Origin of the sequence: Pseudoxanthomonas sp. SGT-18, assembly GCF_003931645.1 — a bacterium.
Classification (GTDB): domain Bacteria; phylum Pseudomonadota; class Gammaproteobacteria; order Xanthomonadales; family Xanthomonadaceae; genus Pseudoxanthomonas.
On record NZ_RRYJ01000003.1, the window covers coordinates 151,237 to 166,920 of the forward strand.

The 15,684-nt window shown below is 71.1% G+C and carries 17 protein-coding genes; 8 read left to right on the plus strand and 9 right to left on the minus strand.

Features of this window, described 5'->3' with window-relative positions:
- The first annotated feature begins 89 nt into the window (after positions 1 to 89).
- Positions 90 to 1,289 carry an amino acid aminotransferase gene (locus tag EIM47_RS06100; RefSeq protein WP_125076402.1) on the plus strand — a complete coding sequence of 400 codons (1,200 nt, stop codon included), beginning with the start codon at positions 90 to 92 and terminating at the stop codon, positions 1,287 to 1,289.
- Between the two features lie 76 nt (positions 1,290 to 1,365).
- Here EIM47_RS06100 and EIM47_RS06105 read toward each other — a convergent pair whose 3' ends face one another.
- Positions 1,366 to 1,545: a hypothetical protein gene (locus tag EIM47_RS06105; protein WP_125076403.1), complete on the minus strand. Its 180-nt coding sequence runs from the start codon at positions 1,543 to 1,545 to the stop codon at positions 1,366 to 1,368.
- 157 nt (positions 1,546 to 1,702) lie between these two features.
- Between EIM47_RS06105 and EIM47_RS06110 the strand changes: the two genes are divergently transcribed.
- The 3 genes from EIM47_RS06110 (at position 1,703) to EIM47_RS06120 (ending at position 4,436) form a co-directional block, all read left to right on the plus strand.
- Positions 1,703 to 2,617, plus strand: coding sequence for a Ku protein (locus EIM47_RS06110; RefSeq protein WP_125076404.1), 915 nt, complete (start codon positions 1,703 to 1,705; stop codon positions 2,615 to 2,617).
- Between the two features lie 77 nt (positions 2,618 to 2,694).
- Positions 2,695 to 3,801, plus strand: a complete 1,107-nt coding sequence (locus tag EIM47_RS06115; RefSeq protein WP_125076405.1) for a histidine kinase — start codon at positions 2,695 to 2,697, stop codon at positions 3,799 to 3,801.
- Positions 3,798 to 4,436, plus strand: a complete 639-nt coding sequence (locus tag EIM47_RS06120; RefSeq protein ID WP_125076406.1) for a response regulator transcription factor — start codon at positions 3,798 to 3,800, stop codon at positions 4,434 to 4,436. Before EIM47_RS06115 ends, EIM47_RS06120 begins: the two co-directional genes overlap by 4 nt.
- 72 nt (positions 4,437 to 4,508) lie before the next feature.
- Here the strand turns inward: EIM47_RS06120 and EIM47_RS06125 are convergent, their stop codons facing one another.
- Positions 4,509 to 5,528 carry a sugar kinase gene (locus EIM47_RS06125; protein ID WP_125076407.1) on the minus strand — a complete coding sequence of 340 codons (1,020 nt, stop codon included), beginning with the start codon at positions 5,526 to 5,528 and terminating at the stop codon, positions 4,509 to 4,511.
- Between the two features lie 286 nt (positions 5,529 to 5,814).
- On the opposite strand from EIM47_RS06125, the gene EIM47_RS06130 reads away from it, so the two are divergent.
- Entirely contained in the window at positions 5,815 to 6,864 is a 1,050-nt protein-coding gene (locus EIM47_RS06130) for a LacI family DNA-binding transcriptional regulator (protein WP_125076408.1), read from the plus strand.
- Between the two features lie 18 nt (positions 6,865 to 6,882).
- Here EIM47_RS06130 and EIM47_RS06135 read toward each other — a convergent pair whose 3' ends face one another.
- Positions 6,883 to 7,971, minus strand: coding sequence for a PA0069 family radical SAM protein (locus tag EIM47_RS06135; protein WP_125076409.1), 1,089 nt, complete (start codon positions 7,969 to 7,971; stop codon positions 6,883 to 6,885).
- An 83-nt stretch (positions 7,972 to 8,054) separates the two neighbouring features.
- Between EIM47_RS06135 and cls the strand changes: the two genes are divergently transcribed.
- From cls to EIM47_RS06150, 3 genes are all read left to right on the plus strand, one after another.
- Positions 8,055 to 9,500, plus strand: a complete 1,446-nt coding sequence (gene cls, locus EIM47_RS06140) for a cardiolipin synthase (protein ID WP_028914294.1) — start codon at positions 8,055 to 8,057, stop codon at positions 9,498 to 9,500.
- Positions 9,501 to 9,609: 109 nt separating this feature from the next.
- Positions 9,610 to 9,882, plus strand: a complete 273-nt coding sequence (locus EIM47_RS06145; RefSeq protein ID WP_125076410.1) for a hypothetical protein — start codon at positions 9,610 to 9,612, stop codon at positions 9,880 to 9,882.
- Positions 9,879 to 10,634, plus strand: a complete 756-nt coding sequence (locus tag EIM47_RS06150) for a pyridoxine 5'-phosphate synthase (protein WP_125076411.1) — start codon at positions 9,879 to 9,881, stop codon at positions 10,632 to 10,634. The genes EIM47_RS06145 and EIM47_RS06150 overlap by 4 nt, the downstream gene beginning before the upstream one ends.
- A 398-nt stretch (positions 10,635 to 11,032) precedes the next feature.
- Here the strand turns inward: EIM47_RS06150 and EIM47_RS06155 are convergent, their stop codons facing one another.
- The 6 genes from EIM47_RS06155 to EIM47_RS06180 all read right to left on the minus strand — a co-directional run bounded on the left by EIM47_RS06155 (position 11,033) and on the right by EIM47_RS06180 (position 15,646).
- Positions 11,033 to 11,443, minus strand: a complete 411-nt coding sequence (locus tag EIM47_RS06155; RefSeq protein WP_026010245.1) for a biopolymer transporter ExbD — start codon at positions 11,441 to 11,443, stop codon at positions 11,033 to 11,035.
- Positions 11,444 to 11,446: 3 nt separating this feature from the next.
- Positions 11,447 to 11,872: a biopolymer transporter ExbD gene (locus EIM47_RS06160; protein ID WP_019397393.1), complete on the minus strand. Its 426-nt coding sequence runs from the start codon at positions 11,870 to 11,872 to the stop codon at positions 11,447 to 11,449.
- A gap of 41 nt (positions 11,873 to 11,913) precedes the next feature.
- On the minus strand, positions 11,914 to 12,669 hold the full coding sequence (gene exbB / locus EIM47_RS06165) for a TonB-system energizer ExbB (RefSeq protein WP_019397392.1): 756 nt from the start codon (positions 12,667 to 12,669) through the stop codon (positions 11,914 to 11,916).
- A gap of 95 nt (positions 12,670 to 12,764) precedes the next feature.
- The gene (locus EIM47_RS06170; RefSeq protein ID WP_125076412.1) at positions 12,765 to 13,436 is read right to left on the minus strand and encodes an energy transducer TonB; all 672 of its coding nucleotides are present in this window, start codon (positions 13,434 to 13,436) and stop codon (positions 12,765 to 12,767) included.
- A 131-nt stretch (positions 13,437 to 13,567) separates the two neighbouring features.
- Positions 13,568 to 14,734 (minus strand): tetratricopeptide repeat protein, encoded by a 1,167-nt coding sequence (locus EIM47_RS06175; protein ID WP_019397390.1) that lies wholly within the window; start codon positions 14,732 to 14,734, stop codon positions 13,568 to 13,570.
- Positions 14,735 to 14,842: 108 nt separating this feature from the next.
- The gene (locus EIM47_RS06180) at positions 14,843 to 15,646 is read right to left on the minus strand and encodes a M48 family metallopeptidase (protein ID WP_028914291.1); all 804 of its coding nucleotides are present in this window, start codon (positions 15,644 to 15,646) and stop codon (positions 14,843 to 14,845) included.
- Between the last annotated feature and the right edge of the window lie 38 nt (positions 15,647 to 15,684).

Genomic DNA, 15,684 nt, shown 5'->3' on the forward strand with positions numbered 1-15,684 from the left:
CCGGGACCCTGCTACGATTGGGCGGTTTTTGCGGCGCCGCGCCACGGCGGCGCCCGTTCCCGTCCCATCCCACCGCACAGAGCCAAGCCGTGTCCTTCTTCTCGAACGTCGAACTGGTTCCCGGCGACCCGATCCTGGGCCTGACCGAGGCGTACAACGCCGATACCCGTGCCACCAAGGTCAACCTGGGCGTCGGCATCTACTACGACGAACAGGGACGGATCCCGCTGCTCAAAGCGGTGCAGCAGGTGGAGCAGTCGCTGGCCGCGGCGGCGCGCCCGCGCGGCTACCTGCCGATCGACGGCCTGCCGGCCTACACCCAGGCCACCCGCGAGCTGCTGTTCGGCAAGGATTCGCCGCTGCTGGCCGCCGGCCGCGTCGCCACCACCCAGACCGTGGGCGGTTCCGGCGCGCTGCGCGTGGGCGCCGAGCTGCTGCGCAAGGTGCTGCCGCACGCCACCTTGGCGCTGAGCAACCCGAGCTGGGAGAACCACCGCGCGGTGTTCAGCGCCGCCGGCTTCGAGGTCAGGGACTACACCTACTTCGACGCCGCCACCCATGGCGTGGACTTCGCCGGCATGCTGGCCGACCTGCAGCAGCTGCAGCCGGGCACCACCGTGCTGCTGCACGCCTGCTGCCACAACCCCACCGGCGCCGACCTGACCGTCGAGCAGTGGAAGCAGGTGGCGCAGGTGCTCAAGGAGCGCCAGCTGTTCCCGTTCGTGGACATGGCCTACCAGGGCTTCGACAAGGGCATCGCCGAGGACGCAGCCGCGATCGGCATCCTGGTGGACGCCGGCATCGACAGCTTCATCGTCGCCAGCTCCTATTCCAAGTCGTTCTCGCTGTACGGCGAGCGCGTGGGCGCGCTGAGCGCGGTCGCCGCCACCGCCGAACAGGCCAGGGCGGTGCAGTCGCAGATCAAGCGCATCATCCGCACCATCTACTCCAGCCCATCGGCGCACGGCGCCTCGCTGGTGGCCGGCGTGCTCACCAGCCCCGAGCTGCGGGCGCTGTGGGAGGAGGAGTTGGCGCAGATGCGCGAGCGCATCCACGCCCTGCGCGCAGGCCTGGTGGCCAAGCTCGCCGAGCTGGGCCGGCCGGAGTTCGGCTTCATCTCGCAGCAGGCCGGCATGTTCTCCTACTCGGGCCTGAGCCGCGAGCAGGTGGACCGCCTGCGCGACGAGTACGGCATCTACGCCGTGGGCACCGGCCGCATCTGCGTGGCCGCGCTCAACCAGGGCAACCTGGAGTACGTGGCGCGCGCGGTGGCCGCGGTCAGCGGCTGATCCCGCCGCCACGCCGATGCACGAAGGCCCCGCGATGCGGGGCCTTCTGCGTCGCGGGCCCGCGCGGGGAAAGCGCCTACTCGGGCAGCTTGGCCGGCACGAACGGCGATACCGGGTCGCTGGCCGGGAAGGTCTCCTCCAGCGCCTCGTCCTGGTTGCGGTCCTCGTGCCGCTTGCGCTTCTGCTCCTCGGCGGGCGTGGGGGGCTGCCGCTCCTTGCCGGGCGGCGGCGGGTCCTTGCGGTCTCGGTGGGACATGCTCTGCCTCGTGGTCTGTCCGGCGGGAACGCCCATGCTTGCGCCAGGCCGCTAAAGAACGCGTGAGGGGCCGCGTCCGCGCGCCTGTGCGCGTCGCTCACGGCCGCGCCACGGCGCCCGTGCTAACCCTCCAGTCCCCGTCGCCCGAGGCTCCGCCATGGCCCGCCCGATCTGGACCGGCACCCTTTCCTTCGGCCTACTCAACGTCCCGGTCTCGCTGATGTCCGGCGAGCGCCGCACCGACCTGCACTTCCGCATGCTCGACTCGCGCGACCACAAGCCGGTGCGCTACGAGCGGGTCAACGCCGACACCGGCGAGGAAGTGCCGTGGAAGGAGGTGGTCAAGGCCTTCGAGTACGACAAGGGCAGCTACGTCGTGCTGGAGGAATCGGACATCAAGGCCGCCGCGCCGGAGAGCCACGAGACGGTGGAGGTGGAGACCTTCATCGACGCGATCGAGATCGACCCGCGCTACTACGAGAAGCCGTACATCCTGGTCCCGGGCAAGAAGGCCGAGAAGGGCTACGTGCTGCTGCGCGAGACCCTGCGCAACAGCGGCCGCGCCGGCATCGCGCGGGTGGTGATCCGCACCCGCGAATACCTGGCCGCGGTGCTGCCGCAGGGCGATGCGCTGATCCTGATGCTGCTGCGCTATCCGCAGGAACTGGTGGATCCGGCCGAGCACAAGCTGCCGGAGGGTTCGGCCTCCGACTACCGGATCAGCGCCAGGGAACTGCAGATGGCCGAGCAGCTGATCGACTCGATGAGCGGCAAGTGGACCCCGGACGACTACCGCGACGAGTTCCGCGAGCGGCTGCAGGCCATCATCCGCAAGCGGATCAAGAGCGCCGGCGGCACCACCCAGGTGGACGACGAGCCGGACGCGCCGGAGGAGACCACCACCAACGTGGTCGACTTCATGTCCCTGCTGGAGCAGAGCCTCAAGGCCAAGAAGCGCACCCCGGCGAAGAAGGCTTCGCCGGCCAAGAAGGCCCCGGCGAAGAAGGCCGCGCGCAAGTCCACCGCCAAGAAGGCCGCGAAGAAGGCCCCGGCGCGGCGCAAGGCCGGCTGAGCCGCCCCCACCTGCCGGAAGTCACTTCCTGCGCCGGGACCATTGCCTCGGCGCCGGGCAGGACCGAGCATGCGCCCATGCGCCGCATGCTCGAACCCCTGCTGCGCCCGCTGCCGTTGGCCGGGTTGCTGACCATCCTCACCGTGGGCTACGCGCTGCGCTTCGCCACGCCGGAGCAACAGCCGCTGGCGCTGGCGCTGCTGGGCGCGTTCCTGCTGCTGTTCCTCGCCCTGCAGCTGCTGCCCGAGCACTGGCGCCGCAGCCGCGACCTGGTGCTGGTGGCGATGGCGCCGGTGATCCTGGCGCTGGGCGGGCTCAGCTACCGGGTCAATGCCTCGCAGGTACTGCTGGTGATCTGGGTGGCGTGCATGTTTTCGGCCTGGCCGGCTCGCACCTGCCTGGCCGCGGCGGCGGTGGCCAACATCGCCTTCTGCATCGCCCTGCGCCGCGCCGGCTTCCAGGAGCCGGAGCCGATGGTCCTGATCAACATGGGGTTCCAGGCCCTGGCCGCGATCTGCGTGCACTACGCCACCTCGGCCGAGCGCTCGCGCGACGCCCTGGCCCGGGTCAATGCCGACCTGCTGGCCACCCGCGCCCTGCTGGCAGACAGCGCGCGCGACGCCGAGCGCCTGCGCATGGCCCGCGAGCTGCACGACGTGGCCGGGCACAAGCTCACCGCGATGCGGCTCAACCTGCGCCTGCTGCTGGGCGAGCCGCAGCTGGCAGGCCGCCACGAGCTGGTGGTGGCCGAGCGGCTGTCGGGGGAGCTGATGGCCGACATCCGCCAGGTGGTGCAGTCGCTGCGCGACGACCGTGGCCTGGACCTGGCCACCGCGCTGCGCGCGCTTGCCGCGCCGTTCCCGCGCCCGCGGCTGGAGCTGGAGATCGACCCGGGCGTGCGGGTGGCCGATCCGGCCGTGGCCGAGACCCTGCTGCGCGTGGTGCAGGAGGCGCTGACCAATGCCGCCCGCCATTCCGGCGCCGGCACGGTGCGGGTCCGGCTGCAGCGCGAGGACGGCGGGCTGGCCATCGACATCCACGACGACGGCCAGTGCCGCGGCCCGGTGCGCGAGGGCAACGGCCTGTCCGGCATGCGCGAACGCCTGGCCGCGCTGGGCGGGCGGCTGGACGTCGGCCTGACCCCGGGCGGCAGCCTGCGCCTGCAGGCGAGGCTGCCGGCATGAGCGGATCCGCGCTGCGCCTGGCCCTCGCCGACGACCAGGCCCTGGTCCGCACCGGCCTGCGCGCCCTGCTGGAGCGGCTGGACCTGGTGGTGGCGCTGGAGGCCGAGGACGGCCATGCCCTGCTCGAGGCGGTGGCCGCGCAGCCGGTGGACGTGATCCTCAGCGACGTGCGCATGCCCGGCCTGGACGGCATCGCCATGGTCCACGCCCTGCGCGGGCGCGGCGACCCCACCCCGGTGCTGCTGCTGACCACCTTCGACGAGGCCGACCTGCTGCTGCACGCGCGCGAGGCCGGGGCCCAGGGTTTCCTGCTCAAGGACGCCGCGCCGGAGCAACTGCACGAGGCGATCCGGCATGTGGCCGCCGGCGGCACCCTGCTGGCGCCGGTCTCCACCGAGCCGGTGCGCGCGCGCTTCCGCTTCCGCGACGACACCCCTCCTGAGGAGGGCTTCAGCCCGCGCGAGGTGGCGATCCTGCGGCTGCTGGCCGGCGGCTATTCCCACAAGGAAATCGCGCGCAGCCTGTTCCTGGCCGAGGGCACGGTGAAGAACTACGTCTCGGCGATCCTCGACAAGCTCGGCACCCGCGACCGCACCCGCGCGGTGCTGAAGGCCATCACCCTACGCATCATCTGAAGCCGGGCCGAGCAGGTCCGGCCCGCCCTGCGGTACCCGGAAGGGCCCGGCCCACGCCCGCGCCGGCGCCGCTCAGCGTCTGACGTCGTAGCGGCCTTCGCCGACCAGGGCCTCGACCTCGGCCTCCGACACCAGGTTGAAGTCGCCCGGGATCGAATGCTTGAGGCAGCCGGCGGCCAGGCCGAAGCGGATCGTGCGCTGCGGCTCCCAGCCGCGCAGCAGGCCGTGCAGCACCCCGGCGGCGAAGGCGTCGCCGCCACCGATGCGGTCCACGATCGGCCCCACTTCCTCCTGCGGCGCCAGCGCGGTGCCGGACTGGCGGCCGACCAGCACGCCGGCCAGGGCGTGGTGGTCGACGTTGCGCGGGGTGCGCAGGGTGCAGGCCAGCCATTGCAGGTGCGGGAAGGCGGCAAAGGCGTCGGCCGCGGCCGCCTGCACCCGCTGCAGCGGTTCGGCCTGCGGGTACTGCCCGCCCAGCACCACGCCCATGTCGCGGTGGTCGGCAAACAGCACGTCGGCCTCGGCCATCAGCTCGCGCAGGATCGACGGTGCATCGCCCTGCCAGGCCTCCCACAGCTTCGGCCGGAAGTTGCCATCGAAGGACACCCTGGCCCCCGCGGCACGCGCGGCACGCGCAGCGGCCAGCGCCGCGGCGGCGGTATTGGCGCCCAGCGCCGGGGTCACGCCCGACAGGTGCAGCCAGTCGGCGCCGGCCAGCAGCGCCGGCCAGTCGTAGGCATCGGCCGGGGCCAGGGCGAAGGCCGAGCCGGCGCGGTCGTACAGCACCTCGGCCGGGCGGTGGATGGCGCCGGGGGCGAGGAAGTACAGGCCCATGCGCCCGGGCACCCGGCGCACCGCCGCAGTGTCCAGCCCGTGGCGGCGCAGTTCGCCGAGCACGGCCTCGCCCAGCGGGTTGTCGGCCACGGTGCTGGCCATGGCCACGCGGTGCCCGAACCGGGCCAGCGACACGCCCACGTTGGCCTCCGCCCCGCCCACCCGCACCTCCAGCTGCGGGCTTTGCAGCAGCTTCTCGCGGCCGGGCGCGGCCAGGCGCAGCAGCAGTTCACCGAAACACACGACACGCGCGGACATCGCGACTCCTTGGCTGTGGCTGTGGGACCGCAGGCAGCCCGCCGCTGGGGCGAGGCCAATCGGTGTCATTGTAGTGGCCGGACGCGGCGGCGCATGCGCGGGACGGGCCTCCCGCGCGGCACCCGCGTCCGCCGGCAATGCGGCGGCGCGCCGCGGGCGTTGCCGGTGCTTGCGGCCATGCCGCCGCGGCGCGGGCACTCGGGGACGGAGCGTTGCACCGCCCCCTGGTTCCTGCCCGCAGGCCGCGCGCGGATAGAATCAGGCCCCTGTCCACGGGAAGCCAGATATGCCAGCGAGCAAGAGTCCTGAAGTGGCCCGCCTCCCCGCAGGCAAGCCGGCCACCATCAACGACATCGCCCGGCTTGCCGGGGTGTCGAAGAAGACCGTCTCGCGGATCATCAACAACTCCCCGCTGGTGCGGAAGGACACCCGGGAGAAGGTCGAGGCGCTGATGCGCGAGGTCGGCTACACGCCCGACCCGATGGCCCGGGGCCTGGCGTTCCGCCGCTCCTTCCTGATCGGCATGGTCTACGACAACCCCACCGCGCAATACATCGTCGACATGCAGTACGGCGCGCTGGACGCGCTGCGCGACTCGGGCTTCGAACTGGTGGTGCACCCCTGCGACAGCCGCACCCCGGGCTACATCGATGGCGTGCGCCGCTTCGTGCAGCAGCAGAAGCTGCACGGGGTCATGCTGGTGCCGCGCGCGTCCGAGGACCAGGCCCTGGCCGACATGCTGGCGGAGATGGGCTGCCGCTACACCCGCATTGTCTCGGCGGCGTTCGACGATAGCGACAACCGCATGATCGTCACCCACGACCGCGAGGGCGCGATCGAGGCGGCCGAGTACCTGCTGCACCTGGGCCACCGCGACATCGCCCTGATCACCGGCGCCACCACCTACCGCTCGGCGCGGGAGCGCACCGAGGGCTTCGTCGAGGCACTGGCGCGGCGCGGCATGGTGGTGCCGAAGTCGCGGATCATCGAGGCCAGCTACTCGTTCGAGTCCGGCGTGGCGGCGGCCGAGCAGCTGCTGGCCGGCCGCAACCGGCCCACCGCGATCTTCTGCGGCAACGACGAGATCGCCGCCGGCGTCTACAAGGTCGCGTTGCGCTCGGGCATCAGCATCCCGCGCGACCTGTCGGTGGTCGGCTACGACGACAGCCCGCTGGCCTCGCGCCTGTGGCCGGCCCTGACCAGCGTGCGCCGGCACATCCGCGACACCGGTCGCATCGCCGCCGCCGCGCTGATCCGCAGCGACACCGTCGCCCTGCCGGTGGCCAGCGTGCGGCCACACCTGATCGTGCGCGATTCCTGCCAGCCGCCGGCCTGAGCCGGCCGTCGCGGGCGCTCAGAACAGTTCGCCCTGCGGCGAGGGCGGCCGTGGCGGCTGGAAGCGGCTGCAGGCCAGCGGACGTTGCCGCGCCTGCGCATAGCCGAAGCGGCGCCAGGCCAGGGCGAAACGCTGCTCCAGCAGGTCGGCGTAGCGGCCCTGGCCACGCATGCGGGTGCCGAAACCGGAGTCGTAGTCGCGCCCGCCGCGCATCTGCTGCACCGTGCTCATGACGTGTTCGGCGCGGTCGGGCAGGTGCGCCTGCAGCCAGTCGCGGAACAGCGGCGCCACCTCGTGTGGCAGCCGCAGCAGGATGTAGCCGGCGCTGGTGGCGCCGGCCTCGCGCGCCGCCTCCAGCACCCGCTCCAGCTCGTGGTCGTTCACCCACGGGATGGCCGGGGCGAACATCACTCCGACCGGAACCCCGGCCTCGTGCAGGCGGCGCATCGCCCGCAGCCGCGCGTGGGGGGCGGCGGCGCGCGGTTCCAGGCGGGCGCTGAGGTGCGGATCCAGCGAGGTCACCGAGAAGTGCACATGGACCAGGTCGAGCGCGGCGGCGGCCTGCAGCAGGTCCAGGTCGCGCTCCACCAGCGCGTTCTTGGTGATCAGGGTGAACGGGTGGCGGCACTCGAGCAGCACCTCGATCAGCTGCCGGGTCAGTTGCAGCCTGCGTTCCAGCGGCTGGTAGGCGTCGGTGTTGATGCCCAGCGCGATCGGGCTGGGGCGGTAGCCGGGGCGCGCCAGTTCCCGGCGCAGCAGGTCCGGCGCGTTGGTCTTGGCGAAGATCTTCGTCTCGAAATCCAGGCCCGGCGACAGGTTGAGGTAGGCATGCGAGGGCCGGGCAAAGCAGTACGAGCAGCCATGCTCGCAACCGCGGTAGGGGTTCACCGACTGCGAGAAGCCCACGTCCGGGGAATTGTTGCGGCTGATGATGCTGCGCGCGGTTTCCTCCTGGACCCGGGTGCGCGGGCGCGACGGATCCGGGCCGGATTCGGTGTCGGCCTCCGGCGGCGCCCAGCCGTCGTCCACCGCCTCGGTGGTGGTGGCCTCGAACCGCCCCGGCAGGTAGCCGCGCGCGCCGCGCCCCTTGATGACAGGTCCGTGCATGGGCCCAGCCTGCCACGGCCGCGTCTCAGCGGCTGCGACGCCCTCACCCCCGCGTCGCCGCCGGCCCGCCTAGAATCGCCGCCATGCCCGACCTCATCCAAGCCGCCTGGCAGGCCGTCAGCTCGGTTCCGAACCTCGGCCTCTACCTCGCCGTGGCCTGGCTGCTGTACATCCCCTGGCTGGTCGCCTGGGTCGTGCTGCAGAAGCGCGAGCCGGTCGCCACCCTCAGCTGGGTGCTGTCCCTGGCCCTGCTGCCCTACATAGGCTTCCTGGTCTACTTCCTGCTCGGCCCGCAGCGGATCAAGCGGCAGCGCCTGCGGCGCGGGCGCTCGCGCTCGGGCATGGGCCACTACTCGGCAATCTGCCCGGCCGACGACAGCGCGGTGGAGCTGGCGCGCGTGGCCCAGTCCACCACCGGACTGCCGCCGTCCACCGCCACCCGCGCAGACTGGCTGGTCGACGGCCACGCGACCTACACCGCCCTGCTGGAGGCCATCTCCAGGGCCCGCCACCACATCCACCTGGAGTACTACATCTGCCGCCCCGACAGGACCGGCGGACGCTTGCTGGAGGCGCTGGCCGAGCGTGCCCGCGCCGGCGTCGAGGTACGCCTGCTGCTGGACGCGGTGGGCTCCGGGCCGCTGCGCGAACGCCACCTCAGGCCGCTGGTCGAGGCCGGCGGCCAGTTCTGCTGGTTCCATCCGACCAAGTTCCGGCCGTTCACCCGGCCGTGGCTGAACATGCGCAACCACCGCAAGATCGTGGTGATCGACGGCGCGGTCGGCTTCATCGGCGGGATCAACATCACCGACGACCACGACGAGACCGTCCGCGATCGCGCCTTCCGCGACCTGCACATGCGGGTGGAGGGCGAAGTGGTGCGCAGCATGCAGCTGGCCTTCGTCGAGGACTGGATCTACGCCGACTGCACCGAACCCACCCGGTTCGGTGATCCCGCCTACTGGCCCGAGGCTCCGCGCGGCCGGATCTTCGCCCAGCTGCTGGTGTCCGGCCCGGACTCCTCGTGGGAAGCGATCCACCGCCTGCAGGTGGCCGCGATCCACGAGGCGCGGCGCCGGGTATGGCTGGCCACGCCCTACTTCGTGCCGGGCGAGGCGGCGCGCATGGCCCTGACCTCGGCCGCGCTGGGCGGGCTGGACGTGCGCCTGCTGGTGCCGCGGCGCTGCGACTCGCTGCTGGTGACCCTGGCCGCGCGCTCGTACTTCGACGAGCTGCTCAAGGCCGGGGTCAAGGTCTACGAGTACGGCCCGCGCATGCTCCACACCAAGGCCCTGGTGACCGACGACGACCTGTGCGTGGTCGGCAGCGCCAACTTCGACCACCGCAGCTTCCGGCTCAACTTCGAGGCCTCGATGATGCTGCGCGACCGCCAGACCTGCGAGGCCCTGGCGCAGCTGCTGGAAGGGGAGATGGAGCAGTCCACGCGGGTCCGCCTGGACCGCCCCATGGGCCTGTGGCGGCACCGCCTGCCGGAGGCGTTCGCGCGCCTGCTGTCGCCGGTGCTGTAGGCGACGGGCGGCCACGCTGGCGGATGCGCGGGCTGGCCGGCGGCCGCCGGCGGCGGCATCATGGCGGCGCCGGGGCGCACGAGGGGGCGCCGATCTGCGGAGAATCGCGATGCACTGGCTGTACCTGCTGCTGGCCCTGGGGGCCCTGATGCTTGCCTTGACCACCCATAGCGCCGGGCTGTTGGCCCTGTGGCTGCTGATGATGGCCGGCTTCCTGCTGGCCTGGGTGGTCGGCTGGTACCGCGAGCGGATCGGCCAGGGCAGCCGCGACGAGGTGGCGATGGTCGATCCGGCCGAGCTGCTGCGCCTGCGCCAGCTGGCCGAGGCGCGCCGGCGCGAGGCCGCCGTGCGCCAGGGCGGCGACAGCCCGCCGGCGCCATGACCCGGCTGAGCGTCAACGTCAACAAGGTCGCGGTGCTGCGCAATTCGCGCGGCGGCCGGGAGCCGGACGTGCTGGAGGCCGCGCGCGCCTGCCTGGCCGCCGGCGCCCACGGCATCACCGTGCATCCGCGTCCCGACCGGCGCCATATCGTCGCCGAGGACCTGCCGCCGCTGGCCGCGGCCACCGCAGGTTACGGCGTGGAACTGAACATCGAGGGCAACCCCTTCGCCCCGCCGCGTCCCGGCTATCCCGGCCTGCTGGCGCTGTGCGGGCAGGTACGCCCGGCCCAGGTCACCCTGGTCCCGGACAGCGACGGCCAGCTGACCTCCGACCACGGCTTCGCCCTGGAAGGCGACCTGCAGGCCCTGGCCGACCAGGTGGCCGGGTTCAGGGCGCTAGGCTGCCGGGTCAGCCTGTTCGTGGACGCGGGCAATCCGCGGGTCGAGCGCGTGGCCGAGGTCGGTGCCCAGCGCATCGAGATCTACACCGGCCCCTATGCCGAGGCCCATGCCGCCGGCGATGCCCGGGCGGCACTGGCCGCCTGCGCCGACACCGCGCGGCGGGCCCAGGCCGCGGGGCTGGGGGTCAATGCCGGGCACGACCTGTCCCAGGCCAATCTTGGCCAGTTCCTCGCCGCGGTACCGGGGATCGAGGAAGTCTCCATCGGCCATGCCCTGGTGGGCGAGGCGCTTTACGCCGGCCTGGACGCCACCGTCCGCGCCTATCTCGGGATCCTCGGCCGCACTGGCTGAGTGCCCCGCGGCGGTCGCGGCCAGCCGCCGCCGGACCGGCCACAGGCAAGTGCGCCCGTACCGGACCTGCCGGGCAACAGGTCCGGTACGGGCGCCGCCATCCGGTTTGCGGGTTCCACGTGGCGGTACTGCATGCAGCCCGGGACGCGGCGCGCCGGCCCGACGGCTTCCGCCGCGGGCTCCGGGGACGCTGCGTTGCTGTCCGGCGCTGCCGCGCAGCGGCCGCCCGCCTTCCGGGGACGGGTCTGGCGCACCGCTCGGGGCCACGCCGTGCCGTAACCGGAGCGGGGCCGGCGCCGCGGCAGCGTGAAACGAAAAACGCCGCCCGGAGGCGGCGTTATCCCAGTGCTGGTCCCGGCGACCCTACCGCTGCAGGAGGCGGGGCCGCCAGGGCACTGTTACTGCACGAAGTTGATCTTCTTCATGTCCGCGTTCTTGGCCGCGGCCAGCACGCGCGTCAGCACTTCGTACTGCGAGTCGCCGCTGGCATCGATGCGCAGCTCCGGCTGGTTGGTCGGATCGCGCTGCACTTCGGTCTCCATCAGCTGCTGGAGGTTGGCCAGGGCAACCGGGCCGTTGTTCCAGTACACCTGGTTGGAGGCGTCGATGCGCAGGTCGATCGGCGGCGGCGGTTCACGCGTGACCGGCGGCGGGTTGAGCACCCGCTGCGGCAGGGCCACGTCGATCGGGTAGGTCATGATCGGCGCGGTCACGATGAAGATGATCAGCAGGACCAGCATCACGTCGATCAGCGGCGTGACGTTGATCTCCGCCATTGGGCCCTTGTTGCCACCCGTACTGAAAGCCATGGGTTACTGCCCCTTCTCTTTGGTGGCGACAAAACCGATGTCGAGCATGCCCTGACCCTGGGCCACCTTGATGACATCCTGGATGATGCCGGTGCGGGTGGTGCGGTCCGCGCGCAGGTTCAGCGGCGGCTGCGGGGTCTGCTGGGCAACGCTGGACAACCTCGACTCCATCACCTCGCGGGTGATCGGCTCGTCGTTCCAGTAGAGCGAGCCATCCTCCGTCACCGCGATGGTGATCGGCATCAGGCGATCGTTCTCCTCGTCGTGCGAGCGGACCAGGTTGGCCTCGGGCAGCTCGACCTTCACCTTATGCGCCATGAGCGGCGCGGTGATGATGAAGATGATGAGCAGCACCAGCATCACGTCCACGAGGGGCGTGACGTTGATGTCGTTCATCGGACCGCTGCTGTTGTCGGTACTGAAGGCCATGGGGCTCTCCGTCTAGGCTGGAACGACGCTTCGGTACCGGCTCAGCGCACGCGCGAGCCGGTGGCGAAGAAGTCGTGCAGATCGTGAGCGAACGCGTCGAACTTGGCGATCGTGGCGCTGTTGATCTTGCTGAAGAAGTTGAAGGCGAACACGGCCGGGATCGCGACGAACAGGCCGATCGCGGTCATGATCAGCGCCTCACCCACCGGGCCGGCAACGGCGTCGATCGAGGCCGAACCGGTCGCGCCGATGCGGATCAGGGCGCCGTAGATGCCCCACACGGTACCCAGCAGGCCGACGAACGGAGCGGTCGCGCCGACGGTGGCCAGCAGCACCATGCCCGACTGCAGCTTGGCGCTCTCGCGGGTCACGGCCTGGCGCAGGGCGCGGTCGACGAACTCCGAGCGGCTCAGGTTCTCGCCCAGGCCGGCGCCGGCGCCTTCGGTGCGCTGGTGGTGGGCAGCCGCCTGGGCGGCGTCCAGGGCGATCTTGGAGAACGGCTCGCTGCGCGGCTGCTCTTCCATCACGCGGATGGCTTCCTGCGCGTTCGGGGCTTCCCAGAAGGCGTTGACCACGCGGTCGGCGGCGGCCTTCAGGCGCATGTTCTTGATGGCGTTGAAGATGGTCCAGTACCAGGACGCCGCCGACATGAACACCAGGACGAGCAGCACGATCCAGGAGACGGCGAACTCACCGGGCTTGGTGGTCATCTCGTGGAGCAGGTGGTCGAAGCCCATCTGGTTCAGGGCGGAGGCGTTGCCCCCGGCAGCGGCGGCGATGAAGAGTTCCTGCAGCATGACGCTTACCTTTGTTTGGTTTGGTGGTGTTGTAGAAGGAAGGCGGAAACGTAGGCCCGGCTACCGTGGCGGCGGGCCGCCACGGGGTTCGGACATCAACCCAGGGTGAAGTTCACCGGGACCCGGACGCGACCGGCCGCCTTCTGGCCGTCCACGACTGCGGGATTGAAGCGCCACTTGCGAGCCGCCTCCACGGCGGCACGGTCGAGGTCGCGGTTACGGCTGGACTTTTCGACCGTGACGTTGGTGACATTGCCATTGGCGTCGACGTCGATGACCAGGATCACCTCGCCCTCGATGCCGGCGCGCGCGGCGGCCGGCGGGTAGCGCGGCGGGTTCATGTTCTTGGACGAGATGTCCACGCTGGCCGCGATGTCGGTCGGCGGGGCCGGCGGCGCCGGCGGGCTCGGCTCCTGGAACACGTCGGTCGGCCGCGGTTCCGGAACGTCGATCGGCGGAGCCTCCGGCGGCGGCGGCACCGGCGAGGGCTTCGGCGGCGACAGCTCCTTGATCGGCGGCGGCGGCTTGTCCTGCTTCGGCGGCGGCGGCGGCGGCGGCGGGGGTGGCGGCGGGGCGTCGACCAGCGTCACCAGGATGGCGCGCTCCTTCTCCTTCTCCGCCTTGGGGGCCACGGCCGGGATCAGCAGCAGCATCAGCGCCGCCAGATGAAGCGCGATGACGAACGCGATGCCGATGATGCGCGGCCAGCTTAGCCCGCTGTCCTCGGTTTCTTCGTAGTTCCTGTGGACGACCAGTTGTTCAGTCATTGCGCCAATGGCTCGATTGTGAGGCTGGAACCCGGCGGTTCCGTGATGCACGGTGAAAACCGCATGAACCGCCAAGCATATACCAATACCGAGGCCCTGTGCCTAGGGCCCGGCGGCTGATTTTGGACTACTTATTTGAGGTTGATGATCTTGCGCGCGTCCTCGGGCTTGCGCACGCCCTTGGCCAGGGCCTGCTGGGCGGCCTGCTTGGCCTCCGGCACGCGACCTTCCTGGTAGAGGACCCTGGCCAGGTTCAGGTAGGTCTCGCCGTCCTTGGACAGCGGGGCCGCCTTCTGCCAGTTCTCGATCGCCTGCGGGATCTGCTCGCTGTAGTAGTAGGACTGGGCCAGGGCCAGGTAGGTCTGGTAGTCCGGCTTCAGCAGGCCCTTCTGCAGGCCCTCGTTGATCACCGCGATCACGTCCTTCTCGCGGCCTTCCATGTTGGCATAGGTGACGTAGAGCTGGCGGTACTCGCGCTCCTCGCTCAGCTGGCCGGCGGCGCGCAGCTTCTCCAGCACCTCGGCGGCCTTGTCCATGCGCTCGGCCTGGGCGTAGACGGTGGCCAGGTTGGTCTGGGCCTTCTTGTCGCCCGGGTTCTTGGCCACCAGGCGCTCGGCCAGGGCGATCGCCTCGCCGTGCTGGCCGGACTCGACGTAGCAGGCCATCAGCAGCTGCACCCAGTTGTCCCGGGCTTCCGGCGACTCCACCGCCTGCTTCAGCACCGGGATCGCCTCCTGGTAGCGCTCGGCCTGGTAAAGCGCCTGGCCCTTGAGCACCAGGTCCTGCGGCTTGGAGGACTGGGTCTCGGACAGGTAGCGGTCGAGCACGGCCAGGCCCTGGTCGACCTCGTCGTCGGCCAGGTGCAGCTGGGCCAGCATCAGCATCGACTGGTAGTGGCCGTTGTTGTCCAGGCCGTTGTACTGCAGCACCTGCTCCAGGTAGGCCTTGGCGGCAGCGCTGTCATCCTCGCTGTAAGCCGCCTGGGCGGCGACCTGCGCGGCCAGGGCACGGTCGTAGTCGTTGGTGCCTTCGGTGGCCAGGATCTGGTCGGCCAGGCTGCGGGCCTGGGCGTAGTCCTCTTCGTTGAACGCGTCCAGCATCTTCTGCAGGTTCTTGCCCGCCTTGCGCGAGGACGTGGTCGCCGGCTCCTTGCGGGTCGCCTGCGGGTACAGCTGCTCGGCCCCCTGCGACTTCTTGCTGCCGCGCGACTGCGCGGCGGCGTCTTCCGCCAGCACCACGCCCCCGAGGGCGGCTGCGACGAAAAGCGACAGGACGGCGTGCTTGCTGCGGAATTTCATGGATCACCTCTTTCGTGCCACCGGTGGTCGATGGCGGATCGGTCGGCAAACCTAACAGAACCTGCCTCAATACGGAAAGGACTGGTTCCGGATGTTAGGAAGACGTTATCAGCCGCAACGCGGCGTTCGGCCCGCGTTGCGTGCTGCCTGGTAGGTCCCCTGCAGGGTCGGCGCCCGCTGGCGCAGGCTGGCAATCCGGTTCTGCGGGTCGGGGTGGGTGGACAGCCATTCCGGCTGGCGGCTGCCGGCGGCATCGATCATGTTCTGCCACAGGTTGACCGCCTCGGCCGGGTCGAAGCCGGCCTGGGCCATGAGTTGCTGGCCGATCTGGTCCGACTCGGCCTCCTGGTTGCGCGAGAACGGCAGCAGCAGGCCCAGCTGGGCCAGGGTGCCGCCGCCCTGGGTGATGGCCTGGGAGGCGCGGTCGCCATAGCGGGCACCGGCGACCGCGCCGAGCAGGCCCAGCACGCCGGAGGTGGCGGCCTGGCGCGAGACGCGCTCGTTGGTGTGGCGGGCGTAGACGTGGCCGATCTCGTGGCCCAGCACCGCCGCCAGCTGGTCCTGGTTCTTCGCCACCTTGAACATGCCGGTGTGCACGCCGACCTTGCCGCCCGGCAGGGCGAAGGCATTGGGCGTGTCGTCGACGAACACCGCGGTCTCCCACGGCAGCGAGCGCCACTCCGCCGGCAGCTGCGCGACCAGCGCCTGGACCACGCACTGCACGTAGGCCGACTGCTGCCCGCCGGAGAGGGTCTGCTGCTTGGCCTTCATCTCGTTGAAGGCCTGGGCGCCGACCTGGTTGAGCTCGGCGTCCGAATACGCCATGTACTGTTTGCGGCCGGTCGGCGAGGTGGTGGTGGCGCAGGCGGCCACGACCACCGCGATTGCGGCGGCAAGCATCCACTGTCTCATTGTGATCCCGCCCTTGCTGGTTCCACGGGAAAGTGTGT

Bases quoted from the DNA above. Each gene is read 5' to 3' on its own strand.
- EIM47_RS06105 (WP_125076403.1), bottom strand. From the start codon at position 1,545: ATGTCCCACCGAGACCGCAAGGACCCGCCGCCGCCCGGCAAGGAGCGG.
- EIM47_RS06110 (WP_125076404.1), top strand. From the start codon at position 1,703: ATGGCCCGCCCGATCTGGACCGGCACCCTTTCCTTCGGCCTACTCAAC.
- EIM47_RS06115 (WP_125076405.1), top strand. From the start codon at position 2,695: ATGCGCCGCATGCTCGAACCCCTGCTGCGCCCGCTGCCGTTGGCCGGG.
- EIM47_RS06120 (WP_125076406.1), top strand. From the start codon at position 3,798: ATGAGCGGATCCGCGCTGCGCCTGGCCCTCGCCGACGACCAGGCCCTG.
- EIM47_RS06125 (WP_125076407.1), bottom strand. From the start codon at position 5,528: ATGTCCGCGCGTGTCGTGTGTTTCGGTGAACTGCTGCTGCGCCTGGCC.
- EIM47_RS06130 (WP_125076408.1), top strand. From the start codon at position 5,815: ATGCCAGCGAGCAAGAGTCCTGAAGTGGCCCGCCTCCCCGCAGGCAAG.
- EIM47_RS06135 (WP_125076409.1), bottom strand. From the start codon at position 7,971: ATGCACGGACCTGTCATCAAGGGGCGCGGCGCGCGCGGCTACCTGCCG.
- cls (WP_028914294.1), top strand. From the start codon at position 8,055: ATGCCCGACCTCATCCAAGCCGCCTGGCAGGCCGTCAGCTCGGTTCCG.
- EIM47_RS06145 (WP_125076410.1), top strand. From the start codon at position 9,610: ATGCACTGGCTGTACCTGCTGCTGGCCCTGGGGGCCCTGATGCTTGCC.
- EIM47_RS06150 (WP_125076411.1), top strand. From the start codon at position 9,879: ATGACCCGGCTGAGCGTCAACGTCAACAAGGTCGCGGTGCTGCGCAAT.
- EIM47_RS06155 (WP_026010245.1), bottom strand. From the start codon at position 11,443: ATGGCTTTCAGTACGGGTGGCAACAAGGGCCCAATGGCGGAGATCAAC.
- EIM47_RS06160 (WP_019397393.1), bottom strand. From the start codon at position 11,872: ATGGCCTTCAGTACCGACAACAGCAGCGGTCCGATGAACGACATCAAC.
- exbB (WP_019397392.1), bottom strand. From the start codon at position 12,669: ATGCTGCAGGAACTCTTCATCGCCGCCGCTGCCGGGGGCAACGCCTCC.
- EIM47_RS06170 (WP_125076412.1), bottom strand. From the start codon at position 13,436: ATGACTGAACAACTGGTCGTCCACAGGAACTACGAAGAAACCGAGGAC.
- EIM47_RS06175 (WP_019397390.1), bottom strand. From the start codon at position 14,734: ATGAAATTCCGCAGCAAGCACGCCGTCCTGTCGCTTTTCGTCGCAGCC.
- EIM47_RS06180 (WP_028914291.1), bottom strand. From the start codon at position 15,646: ATGAGACAGTGGATGCTTGCCGCCGCAATCGCGGTGGTCGTGGCCGCC.